This is a genomic window from Amphritea sp. (genome assembly GCF_016744155.1).
Lineage (GTDB): Bacteria > Pseudomonadota > Gammaproteobacteria > Pseudomonadales > Balneatricaceae > Amphritea.
In genome coordinates this window covers 1-18,922 of record NZ_JADGEW010000018.1, presented here as the reverse complement: position 1 = coordinate 18,922, position 18,922 = coordinate 1, and the positions used below count along the sequence as shown (strand labels likewise).

General features: G+C 48.9%; 15 protein-coding genes and 2 tRNA genes. 1 reads left to right on the top strand and 16 read right to left on the bottom strand.

Going from position 1 to position 18,922, the window contains the following annotated elements:
* Positions 1-108 precede the first annotated feature (108 nt).
* The 13 genes from truB to rlmE all read right to left on the bottom strand — a co-directional run bounded on the left by truB (position 109) and on the right by rlmE (position 12,920).
* On the bottom strand, positions 109-1,065 hold the full coding sequence (gene truB, locus QZZ54_RS13230; protein WP_290703165.1) for a tRNA pseudouridine(55) synthase TruB: 957 nt from the start codon (positions 1,063-1,065) through the stop codon (positions 109-111).
* A 3-nt stretch (positions 1,066-1,068) separates the two neighbouring features.
* Positions 1,069-1,467: a 30S ribosome-binding factor RbfA gene (gene rbfA / locus QZZ54_RS13225; protein WP_290703164.1), complete on the bottom strand. Its 399-nt coding sequence runs from the start codon at positions 1,465-1,467 to the stop codon at positions 1,069-1,071.
* 18 nt (positions 1,468-1,485) lie between these two features.
* Complete coding sequence (infB, locus tag QZZ54_RS13220) at positions 1,486-4,047, bottom strand: translation initiation factor IF-2 (RefSeq protein WP_290703163.1); 2,562 nt, start codon at positions 4,045-4,047, stop codon at positions 1,486-1,488.
* 23 nt (positions 4,048-4,070) lie between these two features.
* Complete coding sequence (nusA, locus tag QZZ54_RS13215; protein WP_290703162.1) at positions 4,071-5,561, bottom strand: transcription termination factor NusA; 1,491 nt, start codon at positions 5,559-5,561, stop codon at positions 4,071-4,073.
* Positions 5,562-5,602: 41 nt separating this feature from the next.
* Positions 5,603-6,058 (bottom strand): ribosome maturation factor RimP, encoded by a 456-nt coding sequence (gene rimP, locus QZZ54_RS13210; protein WP_290703161.1) that lies wholly within the window; start codon positions 6,056-6,058, stop codon positions 5,603-5,605.
* A 299-nt stretch (positions 6,059-6,357) separates the two neighbouring features.
* Positions 6,358-6,434 (bottom strand) — tRNA-Met (locus QZZ54_RS13205).
* A gap of 181 nt (positions 6,435-6,615) precedes the next feature.
* Positions 6,616-6,702 (bottom strand) — tRNA-Leu (locus tag QZZ54_RS13200).
* A gap of 14 nt (positions 6,703-6,716) precedes the next feature.
* A complete protein-coding gene (secG, locus tag QZZ54_RS13195) occupies positions 6,717-7,082 on the bottom strand; it encodes a preprotein translocase subunit SecG (RefSeq protein ID WP_290703160.1) in 366 nt (121 codons plus the stop codon).
* A gap of 12 nt (positions 7,083-7,094) precedes the next feature.
* Positions 7,095-7,859 carry a triose-phosphate isomerase gene (tpiA, locus tag QZZ54_RS13190; protein WP_290703159.1) on the bottom strand — a complete coding sequence of 255 codons (765 nt, stop codon included), beginning with the start codon at positions 7,857-7,859 and terminating at the stop codon, positions 7,095-7,097.
* Between the two features lie 85 nt (positions 7,860-7,944).
* The gene (glmM, locus tag QZZ54_RS13185) at positions 7,945-9,279 is read right to left on the bottom strand and encodes a phosphoglucosamine mutase (protein WP_290703158.1); all 1,335 of its coding nucleotides are present in this window, start codon (positions 9,277-9,279) and stop codon (positions 7,945-7,947) included.
* Positions 9,276-10,154 (bottom strand): dihydropteroate synthase, encoded by an 879-nt coding sequence (gene folP / locus QZZ54_RS13180; RefSeq protein ID WP_290703157.1) that lies wholly within the window; start codon positions 10,152-10,154, stop codon positions 9,276-9,278. Before folP ends, glmM begins: the two co-directional genes overlap by 4 nt.
* 73 nt (positions 10,155-10,227) lie before the next feature.
* Complete coding sequence (ftsH, locus tag QZZ54_RS13175; protein WP_290703156.1) at positions 10,228-12,198, bottom strand: ATP-dependent zinc metalloprotease FtsH; 1,971 nt, start codon at positions 12,196-12,198, stop codon at positions 10,228-10,230.
* A gap of 89 nt (positions 12,199-12,287) precedes the next feature.
* A complete protein-coding gene (gene rlmE / locus QZZ54_RS13170) occupies positions 12,288-12,920 on the bottom strand; it encodes a 23S rRNA (uridine(2552)-2'-O)-methyltransferase RlmE (protein WP_290703155.1) in 633 nt (210 codons plus the stop codon).
* A gap of 111 nt (positions 12,921-13,031) precedes the next feature.
* Here rlmE and QZZ54_RS13165 point away from each other — a divergent pair, with 111 nt between their 5' ends.
* On the top strand, positions 13,032-13,334 hold the full coding sequence (locus QZZ54_RS13165; RefSeq protein WP_290703237.1) for a YhbY family RNA-binding protein: 303 nt from the start codon (positions 13,032-13,034) through the stop codon (positions 13,332-13,334).
* 73 nt (positions 13,335-13,407) lie between these two features.
* On the opposite strand, the gene greA is transcribed toward QZZ54_RS13165, so the two are convergent.
* From greA to carA, 3 genes are all read right to left on the bottom strand, one after another.
* A complete protein-coding gene (gene greA, locus QZZ54_RS13160) occupies positions 13,408-13,884 on the bottom strand; it encodes a transcription elongation factor GreA (protein ID WP_290703154.1) in 477 nt (158 codons plus the stop codon).
* Between the two features lie 12 nt (positions 13,885-13,896).
* Positions 13,897-17,103, bottom strand: a complete 3,207-nt coding sequence (gene carB, locus QZZ54_RS13155) for a carbamoyl-phosphate synthase large subunit (protein ID WP_290703153.1) — start codon at positions 17,101-17,103, stop codon at positions 13,897-13,899.
* A gap of 89 nt (positions 17,104-17,192) precedes the next feature.
* Positions 17,193-18,326: a glutamine-hydrolyzing carbamoyl-phosphate synthase small subunit gene (carA, locus tag QZZ54_RS13150; protein WP_290703152.1), complete on the bottom strand. Its 1,134-nt coding sequence runs from the start codon at positions 18,324-18,326 to the stop codon at positions 17,193-17,195.
* Positions 18,327-18,922: the final 596 nt, after the last annotated feature.

Below are 18,922 nucleotides of genomic sequence, written 5' to 3'. Positions count from 1 at the left end.
TAATATGCACACCACATATGTGGTGGATTAATAGTCGCGTTGTACCGAGCATATTGTCAGTTCAACGTCAGATTGCCGGTGTCGCCTAAGCCACACCAGCAAATTCAATTACAGATTCTGAGTACTCATTAACCGACGCGGCAATAACTGCCCGGCGGTGTCAACTTCACCAATACCCAGAAACTTATCACTGGCAGCATCACGAATACGTACCAGAGGCAGCACTGCAACATCATCCAGCATCACCCACTGCCCTTTACAAAGAGCATCGGTTTGGATATCCGACAACAATACCTCAGGGGCATCTTCCACCGGACTCCAGGACGGCAATAATAACCCATCCAGATGCGTTTGTATCTGTTCTACCGAAGCATCAGCACCCATATCCGCGACCAGCTGTTCTAAATCAGCTAATGGCATCATACTCTCAGCCTTATAGGGGCCAGAATCGAGCCTGCGCAGCATCTTCACATGAGCACCACAGCCGAGTATTTCACCCATATCCTGCACTATTGAACGGATATAGGTGCCTTTACTGCAGCGGATATCCAGATCGACTTCATCGCCCCGAAAATCCAGCACTTCGATGCTATGCACCGTGATCTGCCGACTCTTCACTTCAACTTCAATACCCTGACGAGCCAGTTTATAAAGCGGCTGCCCATTATGCTTCAGGGCTGAAAACATCGAAGGTACCTGAGTAATCAGACCGGTAAAATCCCGTTGCAATAACTCATCAATCTGTTCGCTGTTGAGATCATCCGGCAGCGGCCGTTCCTCAACAACGACACCATCGGCATCACTGGTATCAGTTCGCTGACCCAGTTTAGCGGTGGTGATATAACGCTTATCTGCATTCAGTAGAAACTGGGAAAACTTAGTCGCTTCACCAAAGCAAAGCGGCAACATCCCCGTCGCCAATGGATCCAGCGCACCGGTATGGCCTGCCTTAGCAGCACCGTAGATACGTTTTACAATTTGTAGCGCCCGGTTTGATGAGATCCCACCCGGTTTATCGAGCAGAAAAATACCATTGACCGACCGGCCTTTTGCCCGTCTAGCCAAAGGTTACTCTCCGTCTTCAGAGTTGTTATTACGACCGTCAGCATGAGACGCCTTAATAATCAGATCATTCAGACGTCGACCACGGTCAACACTCTCATCAAAATGGAAACGCAGTTGCGGCATCACCCGCAGTTTGATCTTGCTGGACAACTGTCCACGCAGGAAGCCTGATGCACCGTTCAGAATTTTTAAAGATTCTGTCACTGCAGTAGCTTCATCTTTACCACCCAGCGCCATAACGGTGATGTAGATATCAGCATAGCCAAGATCTTTAGCGATCTTTACATAGCTGATGGTCACCATCCCCAGACGTGGGTCTTTAATTTCTCGCTGAATCAACTGAGCCAGGTCCTTTTGGACCTGGTCAGATATCCGCTGTGTACGACTAAATTCTCTTGCCATGGTAGTGTCAATACACCTTTACAAAGTACGCTGAACTTCAACTGTGTCGAAGACTTCGATCTGATCGCCGACTTTAACATCATTGTAGTTCTTAACGCCGATTCCGCACTCCATGCCCTGACGAACATCAGCTACGTTATCTTTAAAGCGACGCAGAGACTCTAGCTCACCTTCATAGATAACCACGTTTTCACGCAGTACCCGGATACGCTTGTTACGGAAGACAGAACCTTCGGTCACCATACAGCCGGCAACAGCGCCAATCTTAGGTGCACGGAAGACATCACGTACTTCGGCAATACCCACGATCTCTTCTTTGAACTCAGGTGACAACAGACCAGTCATAGCCAGCTTAACGTCATCGATGATGTCATAGATAACGCTGTAGTAGCGCAGCTCGATCTCTTCACGTTCAACGATTGCACGAGCCTGAGCATCTGCACGTACGTTAAAGCCGATCATGATCGCGCTGGAAGCCAGCGCAAGGTTAGCATCGGTTTCAGCAATACCACCGACACCGCCGGAAACGATATTTACCTTAACTTCATCGGTACTCAGATCTACCAGAGAGGTTGTCAGCGCTTCAAGTGAACCACGTACGTCCGCTTTCAGAATGATGTTCAGAGTCTTAACATCACCAGCCTTCATATTCTCAAACAGATTCTCAAGCTTAGCCTGCTGCTGACGCTGCAGTTTAATCTCGCGGTACTTACCCTGACGGAACAAAGCAACTTCACGTGCCTTCTTCTCATTGGAAACAACAGTGAACTCTTCACCGGCTCCAGGCGTACCATCCAGTCCCAAAATCTCGACAGGAATCGAAGGTCCAGCCGACTTAACCGGCTTACCTCTCTCATCCAACATCGCACGTACACGTCCATACTGCAGACCTGCCAGGACAATGTCACCCTGATTCAGCGTACCGTTCTGTACCAACAGAGTCGCAACAGGACCCCGGCCTTTATCCAGACGGGATTCAACTACAACACCACGACCCGAGGCTTCAGGAATCGCTGTCAGTTCAAGTAGTTCAGATTGCAGCAGAACAGCGTCCAGCAGTTTATCAATACCTTCACCGGTCTTGGCTGAAACATTGACAAACTGGACCTCACCGCCCCACTCCTCAGGGATAACATCACGCTGAGCCAGCTCGTTCTTAACACGTTCAGGGTCAGCGTCTTCTTTATCGATTTTGTTGACTGCGATAACCAGAGGAACACCCGCCGCCTTGGCGTGATCTACCGCTTCAATGGTTTGAGGCATAACACCATCATCTGCAGCAACAACCAGAATTACGATATCGGTCAGCTGTGCACCACGGGCACGCATGGCGGTAAACGCCGCGTGTCCCGGTGTATCCAGGAAGCTCACCATGCCATGACCCGTTTCTACGTGGTAGGCACCAATATGCTGGGTAATACCACCGGATTCGCCTGCCGCAACGCGGGTTTCACGAATATAATCCAGTAAAGATGTTTTACCATGGTCAACATGACCCATTACGGTAACAACCGGAGCTCGCTCTACCTGAACACCAGCGATTTCTTCAGCTGCGCCAGATGTCTGGATAAGCTGATCTTCAACGGTATTTCCTGCCATCGGAACAGCCGTATGACCCATCTCTTCAACCACAAGAGTTGCAGTATCCTGATCGATCACGGAGTTGATAGTCGCCATAGCGCCCATCTTAAACATCACTTTGATCAGGTCAGCAGCTTTAACCGACATTTTCTTAGCTAGTTCTGCAACAGTAATCGACTCAGGGATACCTACTTCATGAATCACTGGAGCTGTAGGTTTCTCAAACGCCTGAACGTTAGAGCTGGTCATACCACGCTGAACCGGCTTACCTCGGCGGCCATCACCACGGCCACCCGGCTTACGGGACAAACGCTTGTTGTCTTTACGACCGGCAGCAGGCTTATCCTGACTACGGAAGTTTTTCTTACGATCTTGCTTTGGCGCAGCCGGGGTTGCAGCAGGTGCCGCAGCCGGTGCTCCAGCAGCCTTAGGTGCAGCTGCTGATCTAGGTGCAGTAGCTGACCTAGGTGCACCTGCGGCCTTCTTGTGCGTAGACGAAGGCTTTCTTGGTGCAGCGCCTGGCTTTGACGCTGGCGCTGAGGCCTGTTCAGGCTTCGCCTTAGCTTCAGCCTTCAAGCGTGCATCTTCACGCTGCTTTTCCTGTGCTGCCTGCAGATCTGTATCGCGACGTGCCTGATCTTGCAACTCAGTTTGAAGGCTAGAACCTTTAGCTTCCTGAGCCGGCGTCTCTTCAACATCCGAACGTTTCACATAGGTGCGTTTCTTCCGCACTTCTACATTGATAGTTTTCTTACCAGCTGCGCCCGATACTTTAAGCTGACTCGTCGTCTTGCGCTTTAACGTGATCTTCTTAGGCTCGCCATCGGATTTTTCACCGTGACTACGCTTCAGGTGGTTAAGCAGTTTCTGACGCTCATCTTCCGTTACGGAAGCGACTTCATTTTTGCCTGCAATACCTGCTTGTTTCATCTGCGTAAGCAAACGATCAACGGGAACGCCAACTACTTCGGCAAGCTGTTTTACTGTGACTTCTGCCATCTGGGTTTATCTCCTCCGTTGACTTATTCTTCGTCCGCAAACCATGGGGCGCGCGCAGTCATAATCAGCGCTGCAGCCTTATCTTTATCCAGCTCTTGAATCTCAAGCAGGTCTTCAACCGCTTGCTCAGCCAGATCTTCCATAGTTACGATACCTTTACTGGCCAAAACAAAAGCCAGGTGACGCTCCATACCTTCCATCTCTAGCAGATCCTGAGCAGGTTCAGCATTTTCAAGAACCTCCTCACTTGCGATCGCCAGGTTCAGTAGAGCATCCTTAGCGCGGGTGCGCAGCTCATCAACAATATCTTCATCGAAACCATCAATTTCGAGCATCTCTTCAGCAGGAACGTAAGCCACCTCTTCCAGAGAGGTAAAGCCTTCATCTACCAGCACTTCTGCGATATCGTCATCCACATCAAGGTGTTTAACGAAAATCTCCAGAATGGAACCTGCCTCAGATTGCTGCTTCTCAGCAGCTTCATCTTCGGTCATTACATTGAGCTTCCAACCGGTCAATTCAGATGCCAGGCGCACGTTCTGACCGCCACGACCAATGGCCATAGCCAGATTTTCCTGGGCAACAGCAACATCCATAGAGCGGGAATCTTCATCCACTACGATAGAAGCCACTTCAGCCGGAGACATCGCATTCAGCACCAGCTGAGCCGGGTTATCATCCCAAAGAATGATATCGACACGCTCGCCACTTAACTCATTGGAAACCGCTTGAACCCGAGCACCACGCATACCAACACAAGCACCAACCGGATCGATCCGGCCATCATTGGTTTTCACTGCAATCTTGGCACGAGAGCCCGGATCACGAGCTGCAGCACGGATATCAATAACTTCTTCAGAGATTTCTGGCACTTCAATGCGGAACAACTCAATCAGCATCTCAGGGCAGCTGCGGCTCATTGCCAGCTGCGGTCCACGACCTTCCGTACGAATTTCATTCAGTACCGCACGGACCCGATCGCCCATCCGGTAAGTTTCACGCGGTAACAGTTGATCACGTGGCAACACAGCTTCTGCGTTAGCACCCAGATCCATAATGACGTTATCCCGGGTCACCTTCTTAACGGTACCGGAGAGTAACTCACCCAAGCGCCCGCTATACAGCGCAACAACTTTAGCGCGCTCAGCTTCACGAACCTTCTGAACGATAACCTGCTTTGCCGTCTGAGCCGCGATACGGCCAAACTTTACAGACTCCACTTCTTCCTCGTGGATATCGCCAGGCTGAAGGTTTTTATCAATCTCTTCAGCCTCCTGCATAGTCAACTCAGTGCCCAACAGCGGCACACCTTCGTTGCTGACAACTGCCCAGTGACGGAAAGTAGTGTAACCACCCGTAGTACGGTCAATGACTACGCGGATATCCGCATCTTCGTCATAACGTTTTTTGGTCGCAGTTGCCAACGCCAATTCAATCGCCTCAAAGATAACCTCTTGGGGAACGTCTTTTTCGTTAGATACTGCTTCTGCAACCAGTAGAATTTCTTTATTCATACAACTGCCCCAACCTCAAAATTCAATTCTTTTGTAATATCTCAGAACTGAGGAACTATATTTGCTTTCTCTATGTGATCTATCGGCAACAGGAACTCTTCCTGGTCGACAATCAGCACGATATCTTCATCTTCGATACCACTGAGGAGCCCCTTAAAATTGCGGCGTCCATCAAATGGCATACGCAGCTTCAACTGCAGGACGTGTCCGACATAAGCTTTGTACTGTTCCAGCGTAAACAGTGGACGATCCATGCCAGGAGAGGAGACTTCCAACGTATATTCTCCGCTAATCGGATCTTCTACATCCAGAATACCGCTCACCTGACGGCTTACCTTGGCACAATCTTCTACATCGATACCCGCTTCGGCATCAACATAGATTCGCAACATGCTATGACGCCCCTGGGATATCATTTCGAAACCCCATAACTGATAACCGAGAGCCACCACGGATGGCTCAATCAGTTCCTGTAACATACTCAACTTTGCAGACACGCAAAAAACCTCTAAATGCACTTTCAATGCAAACAAAAAATGGGTCTAAGACCCATTCAACACACGACCCAGTAGGTCGCAAGTACGAAAAAGCCCCTAAAAAGGGGCCAATCAACGTACTGCTTGATCGACAATTCCGGATGCTTATCTAACACAACAGCATTCTGAAATTGCTAATGGGAATCAACTTCTACCCAACCGTCTCCCTAAAAAGGAATGAACAGTTAGACAAAAATTCATCTGATTAACCCTCAAGAGTCCGTTCAAGAAACTCTTCTTTCTGATTACATCTTAAAAAATGGTAGCGGGGGCCAGATTTGAACTGACGACCTTCGGGTTATGAGCCCGACGAGCTACCAGGCTGCTCCACCCCGCATCAGAAATCGGCGAGAATTATACTCCCACAGACAAGGTAGTTCAAGGACAGCTTTAAGGTTTAACCAATCATTCACTCTGGATCTTAATTCACATCGACAAAACAAGATTTCATATAGATGACTGTGATTCAAAAACCCAAAAACAAAAAAAAGCGCCAATAGGCGCTTTTTTATAAAATATGGTGCCGAAGGCGGGACTTGAACCCGCACGACCATAAGGCCACCACCCCCTCAAGATGGCGTGTCTACCAATTCCACCACTTCGGCTTTGTTACTAGGTATTACTCAGCAGGCGGTATATCTGTATCACCGACTGGAGCCTTCTGCTCTTCGAGCACAGGCAATGTTTCAGCCTGTTGCGCAGCACTTTCAATAAGCTCTGCCGCTGGTACTCCAGCCTCAGTTACTGTTGACGCCTGATCTTTAGCATATACAGCCAGGACAAAACTGGTAACAAACAGACCAGTTGCCATAACCGCAGTCATTCGACTCAGAAAAGAACCTGAACCCTTACTACCAAAAACGGTCTGTGAAGCACCCGCACCAAAAGACGCGCCTGCCTCAGCACCTTTACCCTGCTGCAATAGCACCAGAGCAATAATGGCTGCAGCCAGCAGAACATGTACAGCAAGAACCAGAGTTTCCATCTATTTTTCCACTTACTTACGACTCTCTGCAGCCGCAGCGCAGATCGTCAGGAATTCATCAGCTTTCAGTGATGCGCCGCCAATCAGACCGCCATCAATATCCTGTTGAGCTAAAAGCTCTGCTGCGTTTGCAGCATTCATACTACCGCCATATAGAATCGACAGGTTTTCAGCAATATTTGCATTGTGCTTTGCAAGCTGTGAACGAATCGCAGCATGTATTGCCTGCGCGTCCTCCGGCGTTGCCGTCAATCCGGTACCTATAGCCCAAACAGGCTCATATGCAATAACCGTTGAAGCGAAGCCTTCAATACCAACCTGCTGCAGCACCACATCAATCTGTGAACTCACTACCGCCAAGGCCTTCCCGGCTTCACGCTGTTCAAGCGTTTCACCGACACAAAGCACCGGAACCAGTTCAGCTTCAAGTGTCGCAGCGACTTTTTCAGCCACTATCGCATCGCTTTCACCAAAGATACTACGTCGCTCAGAATGCCCTAAAATCACATACTCACAACCCAGATCTTGCAGCATTTCCAGTGACCACTCACCAGTATACGCACCCTTTGGCTGTGCTGACACATTCTGCGCACCTACCGAAACAGGGGCATCAGCTGTCTGAGCCACAACCTGAGACAGGTAGACTGCAGGCGGACAAACCAGCGTCACCAGGCCGTCGATATTTATCGCACCGCCGGTGATATTTTCCAGCAAAGTCTTAATAGACTCACTGGTACCGTTCATTTTCCAGTTTCCTGCAACAATCGTCTTACGCATGAGCTTCCCTCTGTGCAAAGCGGCGCACATAGTACCCAGTTTCCTGATTATTTACAAGCTGATACAACTCAGCAGGCAAAAATTATCACAGCGCTTGCTTAACCACTTCCGCAAGCTCTTTACACAAACTTTCAACCCATACCGCATCATCACCTTCAATCATCACACGAACCAATGGCTCGGTGCCTGAAGGCCTTAGTAAAACCCGGCCACGATCGCCTAGACGAGATTCAATATCCGCCACCGCTGCTTGTACTGCAGGCAATGAGATCACATCAACTTTCTCGCTAAGACGAACATTAATCATCGTTTGCGGCATCTTTCCCATAGCAGACTTCAGTACATGCAACGAGGCTCCGGTATCGGCCATCGCTCGCAGAACCTGCAACGCTGCAACAATACCATCACCAGTAGAGATCAGATGGCGACAGATAAGGTGCCCGGAAGACTCCCCACCCAAAAACCACTCCCTCTCTGCCAACTCAGTCATTACATAGCGGTCACCCACTTGAGCCCGCACAAAAGGAATCTCAGCCTGCTTAAGCCCTTGTTCCAGACCAAAGTTACTCATCAGCGTGCCAACGACGCCTCCTTTAAGCTGATTCTTACGCTGCATTTCCATCGCAATAATAAACAGCAGCTCATCGCCATCAACCGGCGCTCCCTTATGGTCGACCATAATCAGCCGGTCACCATCGCCATCAAGCGCAATACCCAGATCAGCTTTCTCTGCAACTACAACCTTTTCAAGTAAGCGGGTAGAGGTCGCACCACAATTTTCATTAATGTTAATTCCATCAGGTGAGGATGCAATTTCAATCACCTCAGCACCTAATTCCCGAAACACTTTCGGGGCAATATGATAGGTAGCTCCATTCGCGCAATCGACAGCAATTTTCAACCCCTTAAGCTGAAGATCACCGGACACAGTCCCCTTACAAAATTCAATATAACGCCCAGCGGCATCTTCTACACGTCGAGCCTTACCCAACTCGGCAGCTTCCACCGTCGTCATTGCCATATCCATCTGGGCTTCAATGGCATGCTCAATATCATCTGGCAGCTTAGTCCCTTGTTCAGAGAAAAACTTAATTCCATTGTCGTAGTATGGGTTATGGGAAGCACTAATAACTATTCCAGCGTTACAGCGAAACGTCCTGGTTAGATAAGCAATAGCCGGCGTCGGCATAGGCCCCAGCAGCAACACATCAACACCCGCAGCAGAGAGCCCCGCTTCCAGCGCCGACTCAAACATATAGCCCGATATCCGGGTATCTTTGCCGATAATGATCTTACTTCTACCTTCCCGAGCAAATACCTTACCTGCAGCCCAACCTAGCTTGAGCATAAAATCCGGAGTAATAGGCGCTGTACCTACCTTTCCACGAATACCATCAGTACCAAAATATCGCTTAGTCATTTTTTATCCTCATCCTGTACAGACTCGTTCAGCACTGCCTCTGTCATCCGAACCACATCCACTGTATCTCTTACATCATGCACTCTGAAAATCTGTGCCCCTTGCTGAACACCCAGAGCAACGGTTGCCAATCCCCCGGCAAGTCTTTGATCCACTGGACGGCCCAGCACATGATCGATCATCGTTTTTCGGGAAGTCCCCACCAAGAGAGGCAACCCCATACTGCGCAATCGGCCAAGATTATTCAGCAACCTCAGGTTATGTTCTACTGTTTTACCAAAACCAAATCCAGGGTCCAGGATAATACGATCATTCCCAATGCCCGCATTGTTACAAGCACTTACCCGCTGATTCAGAAAGAAACTAACGTCATCCAATACGTCATCATAATCGGGGGCATCTTGCATAGTTGCCGGACTCCCCTGCATATGCATAACACAAACAGGTAACCCAGTTGCTGCAGCAGCCTCTAAAGCACCTTCACGCCCCAGTGCACGGACATCGTTAATCAGCCCTACCCCAAGCCTACCAGCCTCAGCAATAAGCTCTGGCGCACTAGTATCAACCGAAATAACCACATCAATCTCAGCGCTGATCCGCTCTATTACCGGCAGCACACGATCCATCTCTTCCTGAAGCGAAACAGGCGTCGCGCCCGGTCGGGTTGATTCACCACCTACATCGATAAAGACGGCACCATCCTTGACCATTTGCCGCGCCCTTGAGACCGCCTGATCAACACAAAGCTTCCGCGAGTCATATAGAGAACCACCATCAGAGAAGGAGTCTGGCGTGACATTAACAATCCCCATCACTTGAGGGCGACTCAGATCAAGGCGACGGGAACCAAATTTATAGGCAGAAAAATCAGTCACTTCGATTCCTGTAAAGAGCTAATATTAAAAAAGGCCGGTCAGGGACCGGCCTTATGGCATTGAGCTTACCAGATTAGTGCAAATTCTGATCTGGAGAATCGGAATCGGAGTCAGATGCCGATCCCTCAGCATCATCGTCGCTTAGATCACTTTCATCCAACTCAAAGTCTTCCTGATCCTTCGCTTTGGCAGCTTCATCCCGGGCCGCTCTGGAATCAGATTCCTGCCAGCCTTCCGGCGCAGTAACAGGCTTACGATCCATCAACTCATCGATCTGACCGCTATCGATCGTTTCATATTTCATCAATGCCTGAGTCATAGTCTCAAGAACATCTCGGTTATCTTCAAGCATCTTAGCCGCATTGGCGTAGCACTCATCGATAATCTTGCGGGTCTCTGTATCAATCTTACGCTGAATCTCTTCAGACATAGGCTTTACACCCTGACCGTAACCACGGTTAAACGGATCCTGCTCTTCATCATCATATAACAGCGGCCCCATCTCTTCAGACAGACCCCACCGCGCTACCATATTACGCGCCAGACTAGTGGCCCGCTGAATATCATTAGACGCACCAGTGGTAACGCCATCTTTACCCAACGTCATCTCCTCAGCTATTCGACCGCCGTATAGACTACAAATATTAGAGATAAGCATCTTACGACTGTGGCTATATCTATCCTCTTCAGGCAAGAACATAGTCACACCCAATGCCCGTCCACGTGGAATGATAGAGACTTTATAGACTGGATCATGCTCTGGCATCAGACGACCAACAATGGCATGACCTGATTCATGGTAAGCCGTATTCAGGCGCTCCTCATAAGACATAACCATCGATTTGCGCTCTGCACCCATCATGATTTTATCTTTAGCTCGCTCGAACTGCTCCATACCAACAGTACGCTTGCTGGATCGCGCAGCGAAGAGCGCGGCTTCGTTTACCAGATTTGCCAAATCGGCACCTGAGAAGCCAGGGGTACCACGCGCAATAAGATCAGGTTTGACATCGTCACCCAATGGCACTTTACGCATATGCACTTTAAGAATTTTTTCACGACCACGAATATCAGGCAGACCTACATGTACCTGCCGGTCAAAACGTCCCGGACGCAACAATGCCGGATCCAGCACATCAGGACGGTTAGTCGCAGCAATAACGATAACCCCTTCAGTACCTTCAAAACCATCCATCTCAACCAGTAACTGGTTCAGAGTTTGTTCACGCTCATCATTACCACCGCCCATACCAACACCACGGTGACGACCAACCGCATCGATTTCATCGATAAAGATAATACAAGGTGAATTTTTCTTTGCCTGTTCAAACATATCCCGGACACGGGATGCGCCGACACCAACAAACATCTCAACAAAGTCAGAACCGGAAATAGTAAAGAACGGTACTTTCGCTTCACCGGCAATCGCTTTGGCCAGCAAGGTTTTACCGGTACCCGGATTACCTGACATCAGCACTCCGCGAGGGATATGACCACCCAGCCGCTGAAACTTCCCGGGGTCCCGTAGGTAATCAACCAGCTCTTTAACCTCCTCTTTCGCCTCTTCAACACCGGCAACATCATCAAAGGTCGTCTTAATCTGATCCTCGCCCATCATTCGGGCTTTAGACTTACCAAAGGACATCGGACCGCCCTTACCACCGCCGCCGCCCTGCATCTGACGCATGAAGAACATAAAGATGGCAAGAATGATCAGAATTGGGAAACTGGCAACCAGCAACTGAGTCCAAACACTCTGTTTCTCAGGCTGCTTACCCTCTATCTGCACTTTATGGTTATACAGATCATCAACCAGCTTAGGATCCTGCAACGCCGGACGCACAGTTTCAAAGCGCTCGCCGTTAATCCGCTCACCCTCAATGGTGTAACCTTCAATAACAACTCGGCGAACCTGGTCCTCTTTTACTGCGCTGATAAACTCAGAGTAAGTAAGGGTTTGCGAGGAGCTTTCGCTATTAAAATTGTTAAAAACGGTCAACAGCACTGCTGCGATGACCAGCCACAGTACTAGATTCTTAGCCATATCGTTCAAAGGAAAACCCTCTGTTCTCTCAAAATTAATGTCCGTCGGAAAACAAACAAAAGTACATTACTTAACCCGTAATAACTATATCAAGGACGAAAATTTCGTCCAATAAGATAAACCTCTCGCGAACGAGCCCGAGATGAATCGGGTTTACGGCTATACACCTTAGTAAAGCTACTGCGCATATCGTTCATATATTCGTCAAAACCTTCGCCCTGGAAAACCTTAGCAACAAAGTCACCACCGGGACGCAACACCTGACGAGCCATATCTAACGCCAGTTCAACCAGATACATAGCAACCGGTTGATCTACAGCATTCATACCACTCATATTGGGGGCCATATCAGAAATTACAAGGTCTGCCAGATCATTACCTAAGGTTTCCAGTATCTGATTCAGTACAGATTCCTCTGTAAAGTCCCCCTGAATAAACTGAACGCCGGGCAAAGGATCCATGGACAGTATATCCGATGCGACCACCCTGCCATCATCACCGACCAGTTCAGCCGCTACCTGAGACCAGCCACCCGGGGCTGCACCAAGATCCACTAACGTCATTCCAGGACGAATCAGCTTATCTTTCTCGTTCAGCTCCAGCAGTTTAAAACTGGCCCGGGAGCGGTATCCCAGTTCTTTAGCTTTTTTTACATACTGATCGTCGAAGTGTTCCTGCAGCCAACGACCGCTGCTTTTTGATCTTGCCACCCATGACCCCATTCGGAATTTGAGTTAATGCCTACTTTCTGCACCACAACTCAGGTAAAATCTATCTATTATGAAACTGAGCGGATCTGCCGCTCCAATATTATCAAAGGCAAGTATTTTAGTATGAGCTTAACCTCTACGCAAAAGAAGCAGTTCCGGACCATCGGCCACAAGCTGAATCCTATCATCACCGTAGCCGGAAACGGCCTCAGCGAAAACATTCTACTGGAAGCTGACCGGGCACTGGAAGACCACGAGCTGATCAAAGTTAAATTCGCCGTAGGTGACCGGGATGCCAAGAAGCAACTGATCACAGAAATGGCCAAGATCGTTGAAGCCCTGATCGTTCAGGAGATTGGTAACGTAGCACTGTTCTATCGCGCCGCGAAAAGCCCTGACCCTAAACTATCTAACCTGCTTCGCTAATCCGTCTCAATGCACTAACAAAATGCACCAACAAAAAAACCGCCCAATGGCGGTTTTTTTTATTCCGGCACAATCAGATATGAAATACCTGATCAACCTCGTATTCAACTCCGCCATTAGGCGTCTGCACTACTGCAACATCACCCTCTTCCTTGCCAATCAAAGCCCTGGCAATCGGAGAGCTGATAGAAATCTTACCACTCTTGATATCCGCCTCATCATCACCCACGATCTGATATCGAACCGTCGCATCAGTGTCTAGGTTGATAATTTCAACAGTGGTACCAAAAATAACCTTTCCGGTATGCGGGATCTGCGTGACATCGATCACCTGAACAGAGCCTAGTTTACCTTCAAGCTCTTGAATACGACCCTCAATAAAGCCCTGCTGCTCACGAGCCGCATGATACTCAGCATTTTCTTTCAAGTCGCCATGTTCACGAGCTTCAGCAATGGATGCGATTACGACGGGACGCTGAACGGTTTTAAGGTCGTCCAATTCCGCACGTAATGTTTTCTCACCCAGAACGGTCATTGGGAATTTTTGCATTTTCTATGCTCCTCAGTGCAGGTCTTGCAGACGGCGAACAACTTTCTCTTCACCGTACTGCATCGCCATAATCATGGCTTCAGCGCCAGCCAGCGTAGTACTATATGGCACTTTATGCTGCAAAGCTGAGCGACGAATCTCTGCAGAGTCAGCGATCGCCTTACGACCTTCAGTGGTATTGATAACATAGACAATTTCATCGTTTTTAAGCATATCGACGATATTAGGACGACCTTCCGTTACCTTGTTAACCACCTGAACGTCGAGACCTTCAGCGGCAAGCAATGCTGCGGTGCCGCGAGTCGCAACCAGCGTAAAGCCCAGGCCTACGAGATCACGAGCAACGGGCAGTACGTTCTGCTTATCCACTTCGCGTACAGAGATAAAGGCTTGACCGGTAGCAGGCATCTTCTCGCCAGCACCCATTTGCGCCTTCATAAAGGCTTCACCAAAAGTTACACCTACACCCATAACTTCACCGGTAGACTTCATCTCAGGTGATAGGATAGGGTCAACGCCCTGGAATTTATTGAATGGGAAGACCGCTTCTTTAACGTTAAACAGCGTTGGTACAATCTCTTCGGTAAAACCGATCTCTTGTAGCGTTTTACCGGTCATTACCTGAGCACCAATCTTAGCCAGGGAAACACCGATACACTTAGAAACAAAAGGTACTGTTCGGGAAGCGCGCGGATTTACTTCAATAACGTAAACCTCACCATCCTGGTAAGCCAACTGAGTATTCATCAGCCCCACTACACCCAGTTCCAGTGCCATCTTACGCACCATATCACGCATTTCATTCTGCAGGTCTTCCGCAAGACTGTAAGGTGGCAGAGAACATGCAGAATCACCGGAGTGAACACCTGCCTGCTCGATATGCTGCATGATCGCACCGATAACGACAGTTTTACCATCGGAAACCGCATCGATATCAACCTCGATAGCAGCATTCAGGAAGTGATCCAAAAGCACAGGCGCATCATGTGAAACCTGCACCGCAGTAGTCATATACTTACGTAACTCGGACTCTTTGTAGACAATTTCCATTGCCCGGCCACCCAATACATAGGATGGACGTACAACTAGCGGATATCCTAGCTTTTCAGCTTCAATAATCGCTTCTTCCAATGAACGAACGGTAGCGTTCTCAGGCTGCTTCAGACCAAGACGCTTAAGCATCTGCTGAAACTGCTCTCGGTCTTCCGCACGGTCAATTGCTTCAGGCGAAGTACCTATAATTGGCACGCCAGCCTGCTCCAGCGCGAGCGCCAATTTCAGAGGAGTCTGACCACCGTACTGTACGATAACACCCTTAGGCTTCTCGACATGTACGATCTCTAGAACATCTTCCAATGTAATCGATTCGAAGTAGAGACGATCAGAAGTGTCGTAATCGGTTGATACTGTTTCAGGGTTACAGTTAACCATAATGGTTTCAAAGCCATCTTCACGAGCGGCCAATGCTGCATGTACGCAGCAATAGTCAAACTCGATACCCTGTCCAATACGGTTAGGACCACCACCGATAACCATGATTTTGTCACGGTCAGATGGGTTCGACTCACACTCTTCTTCATAGGTGGAGTACATATAAGCAGTATCAGTAGAAAACTCAGCAGCACAAGTATCAACACGCTTGTATACCGGACGAATATCCATTGAATGACGGCGCTTACGAACCTGCTTTTCAGACACACCCAGCAACGTAGCCAAACGAGCATCTGCAAAGCCTTTTCGCTTCAGACGATAGAGCTTATCTTTATCCAGTTCAGACAAAGACATTTCAGAAATCAGCTGTTCGTCCTTTATAAGATCTTCAATCTGAACCAGGTACCAGCGATCGATACCTGACAGTTCATAAAGCTCTTCAACAGACATACCCAGACGGAAAGCGTCACCAACATACCAGATCCGCTCAGCACCTGGCTGCTTCATCTCACGGACGATCTCGGCACGAGCATCTTCACTCTTAAGGTCAACAATCGGGTCAAAGCCGGTCGCACCCACTTCAAGGCCACGCAACGCTTTCTGCAGCGACTCCTGCTGAGTACGACCAATAGCCATCACCTCACCAACAGACTTCATCTGAGTTGTTAGACGGTCATTGGCCTGTGGAAATTTTTCAAACGTAAAACGAGGAATCTTAGTTACGACATAATCGATAGCCGGCTCGAAAGATGCTGGAGTCGCACCACCAGTAATATCATTTTGCAGTTCATCAAGGGTATAGCCGATCGCTAATTTTGCCGCTACTTTAGCAATTGGAAAACCGGTCGCCTTAGAGGCTAACGCCGATGAACGAGATACCCGAGGGTTCATCTCAATGATGACAAAACGCCCAGTTTCAGGACACTGCCCAAACTGCACATTCGAACCGCCGGTTTCAACGCCGATCTCACGCAGCACTGCCAAAGATGCATCACGCATCCACTGATATTCTTTATCAGTCAGAGTCTGCGCAGGCGCAACGGTAATTGAATCGCCGGTATGCACGCCCATAGCGTCAAAGTTTTCAATAGAACAGATGATGATGCAGTTGTCGTTTTTGTCACGAACCACTTCCATCTCGTACTCTTTCCAGCCGATCAGAGACTCATCGATCAATAGCTCACTGGTTGGCGACAAGTCCAGTCCACGTTCACAGATCTCGATAAATTCTTCTTTGTTATACGCGATACCGCCACCGGTACCACCCATAGTGAATGATGGACGGATAATTGACGGGAAGCCCAACTGCGACTGAACCTGCAAAGCTTCTTCAAGACTGTGAGCAATTGCCGCACGTGGACACTCCAGACCGATAGATTTCATCGCTTTATCAAAACGATCACGATCTTCTGCTTTATCAATAGTGTCAGCATTGGCGCCGATCATCTCGACACCGAATTGCTCAAGAACACCTTCACGCTCAAGATCCAGCGCGCAGTTTAGTGCAGTCTGACCACCCATGGTTGGCAGCAGAGCATCCGGACGCTCTTGCTCAATGATCTTAGCAACAGTTTTCCATAGGATAGGCTCTATGTAAGTGGCGTCAGCCATCGACGGATCGGTCATTATGGTCGCTGGATTAGAGTTAACCAGAATAACGCGATAGCCCTCTTCTCGCAGAGCTTTACAGGCCTGGGCACCGGAGTAGTCAAACTCACAGGCCTGACCGATAACGATAGGACCCGCACCGAGGATTAGAATACTTTGTATGTCCGTACGTTTTGGCATGTGTAAATAACCGATCGAAAATATAATTCTTTAAACACTGCCCGGGAGCATCTCACCGGGCAACACGTATGAGTCTTAACTCAGGTCTATCAGGCCTTGCGCGCTTCGATATCGCGGATAAAGCGATCAAACAGTGGCGCAACATCGCGTGGACCAGGGCTAGCTTCAGGGTGCCCCTGAAAGCTGAATGCAGCTCGGTCGGTACGCTCAATCCCTTGCAGGGAACCATCAAACAATGACTTGTGGGTTGCCTTAAGAGTCTCAGGCATCGACGTTTCATCGACCGCAAAACCATGATTCTGGCTGGTAATCATAACCTGCTTAGTGCTTAGATCCTGAACTGGGTGGTTAGCACCATGATGACCAAACTTCATCTTCATGCTCTGTGCACCAGAAGCCAGCGCTAACAGCTGATGTCCCAGACAGATACCAAAGATCGGCAGATCTGATTCACAGATTTCCTGAATAGCTTCAATAGCGTAATCACATGGTTCCGGATCTCCCGGACCATTAGACAGGAAAACGCCATCAGGTTTTAACGCCAACACTTCAGCAGCCGAAGTTTTAGCAGGTACCACTGTCAGGCGGCAACCGCGTTCAACCAGCATCCGCAGAATATTGCGTTTAACGCCAAAGTCATAAGCTACGACATGATGGGGAAGCTCATCTTCGCTGCGCTCCACATGACCCTCCACACGATCCCAGGTGGTTGAGGTCCACTGATACGGTTCGTCAGTAGTTACCTCTTTCGCCAGATCCATACCTTTCAGACCTGGGAATGCTTTTGCTGCAGCCAGTGCGCTATCTTCATCGATATCGCCCGCCATGATACAACCACTTAACGAACCCTTTTCACGGAGAATGCGGGTCAGTCGGCGGGTATCTATGTCCGCGATACCAACAATATTCTTTTCTTTCAGGTAATCATCCAGGCTCTGCTCGCAACGCCAGCTACTGGCGACTAACGGAAGATCCCGGATTACAAGACCGGCAACCCATGTATCGGAGGACTCTTCATCCTCCTTATTCGTTCCCACGTTACCGATATGAGGATAGGTCAGGGTCACAATCTGACGACAATACGATGGATCCGTCAGAATCTCCTGATAGCCTGTCATGGAAGTATTAAATACTACTTCTCCGTTGGACTGGCCATCAGCGCCAATCGCTACTCCCCGGAAGATACTACCGTCCTCGAGGGCCAGAATGGCTGGTCTTGTCAAAATTAACCTCCCCGCTTAGTGCGAAAATCTAAACAGAATTAATAAACTGTAAGTTGCAAAAAAGCGAGGTAGAACAAAATGTCCACCTCGCTTTTTTGTATAGAATTCTTTGTGTGCATTCAGAGCATGCAAATCGGCGACATTTTAGTTCATCTAGCGCCCTTTGTCTATGTCACCACCTCCTCCATTTTGAGTATCTGTAAAGATCCAGAACTCAAAACTAAAGCATAGTAGCTAGATCGCTACGGCGTCGCTGGCGACTTGGATAGAAAACTATAGGCCGAGTGCCGCCATTCTCTGCGATGTACTTTTTATGTAGGAGCCGCGCTGGCGTGCCCTCTGGGTACCTCACGGCGAAGCGCTATCTTACGAAGCACCTACTCTACAACTATCACACCCAACTCCATTATGAACGACTTGGCTCTTACGCTTGTTCTCGCCACGGTAGGTGCGCAGCACCGTCAGAGCCAGCCGCGCAGCGGCGGTCTAGCCCCTTTTTTTTGTTTCTAAATCCCAGACACGAAAAAGCCCCGACCAAACTAATGATCGGGGCTGTCTCTTATTTGAAGCTTGGCGATGACCTACTCTCGCATAAG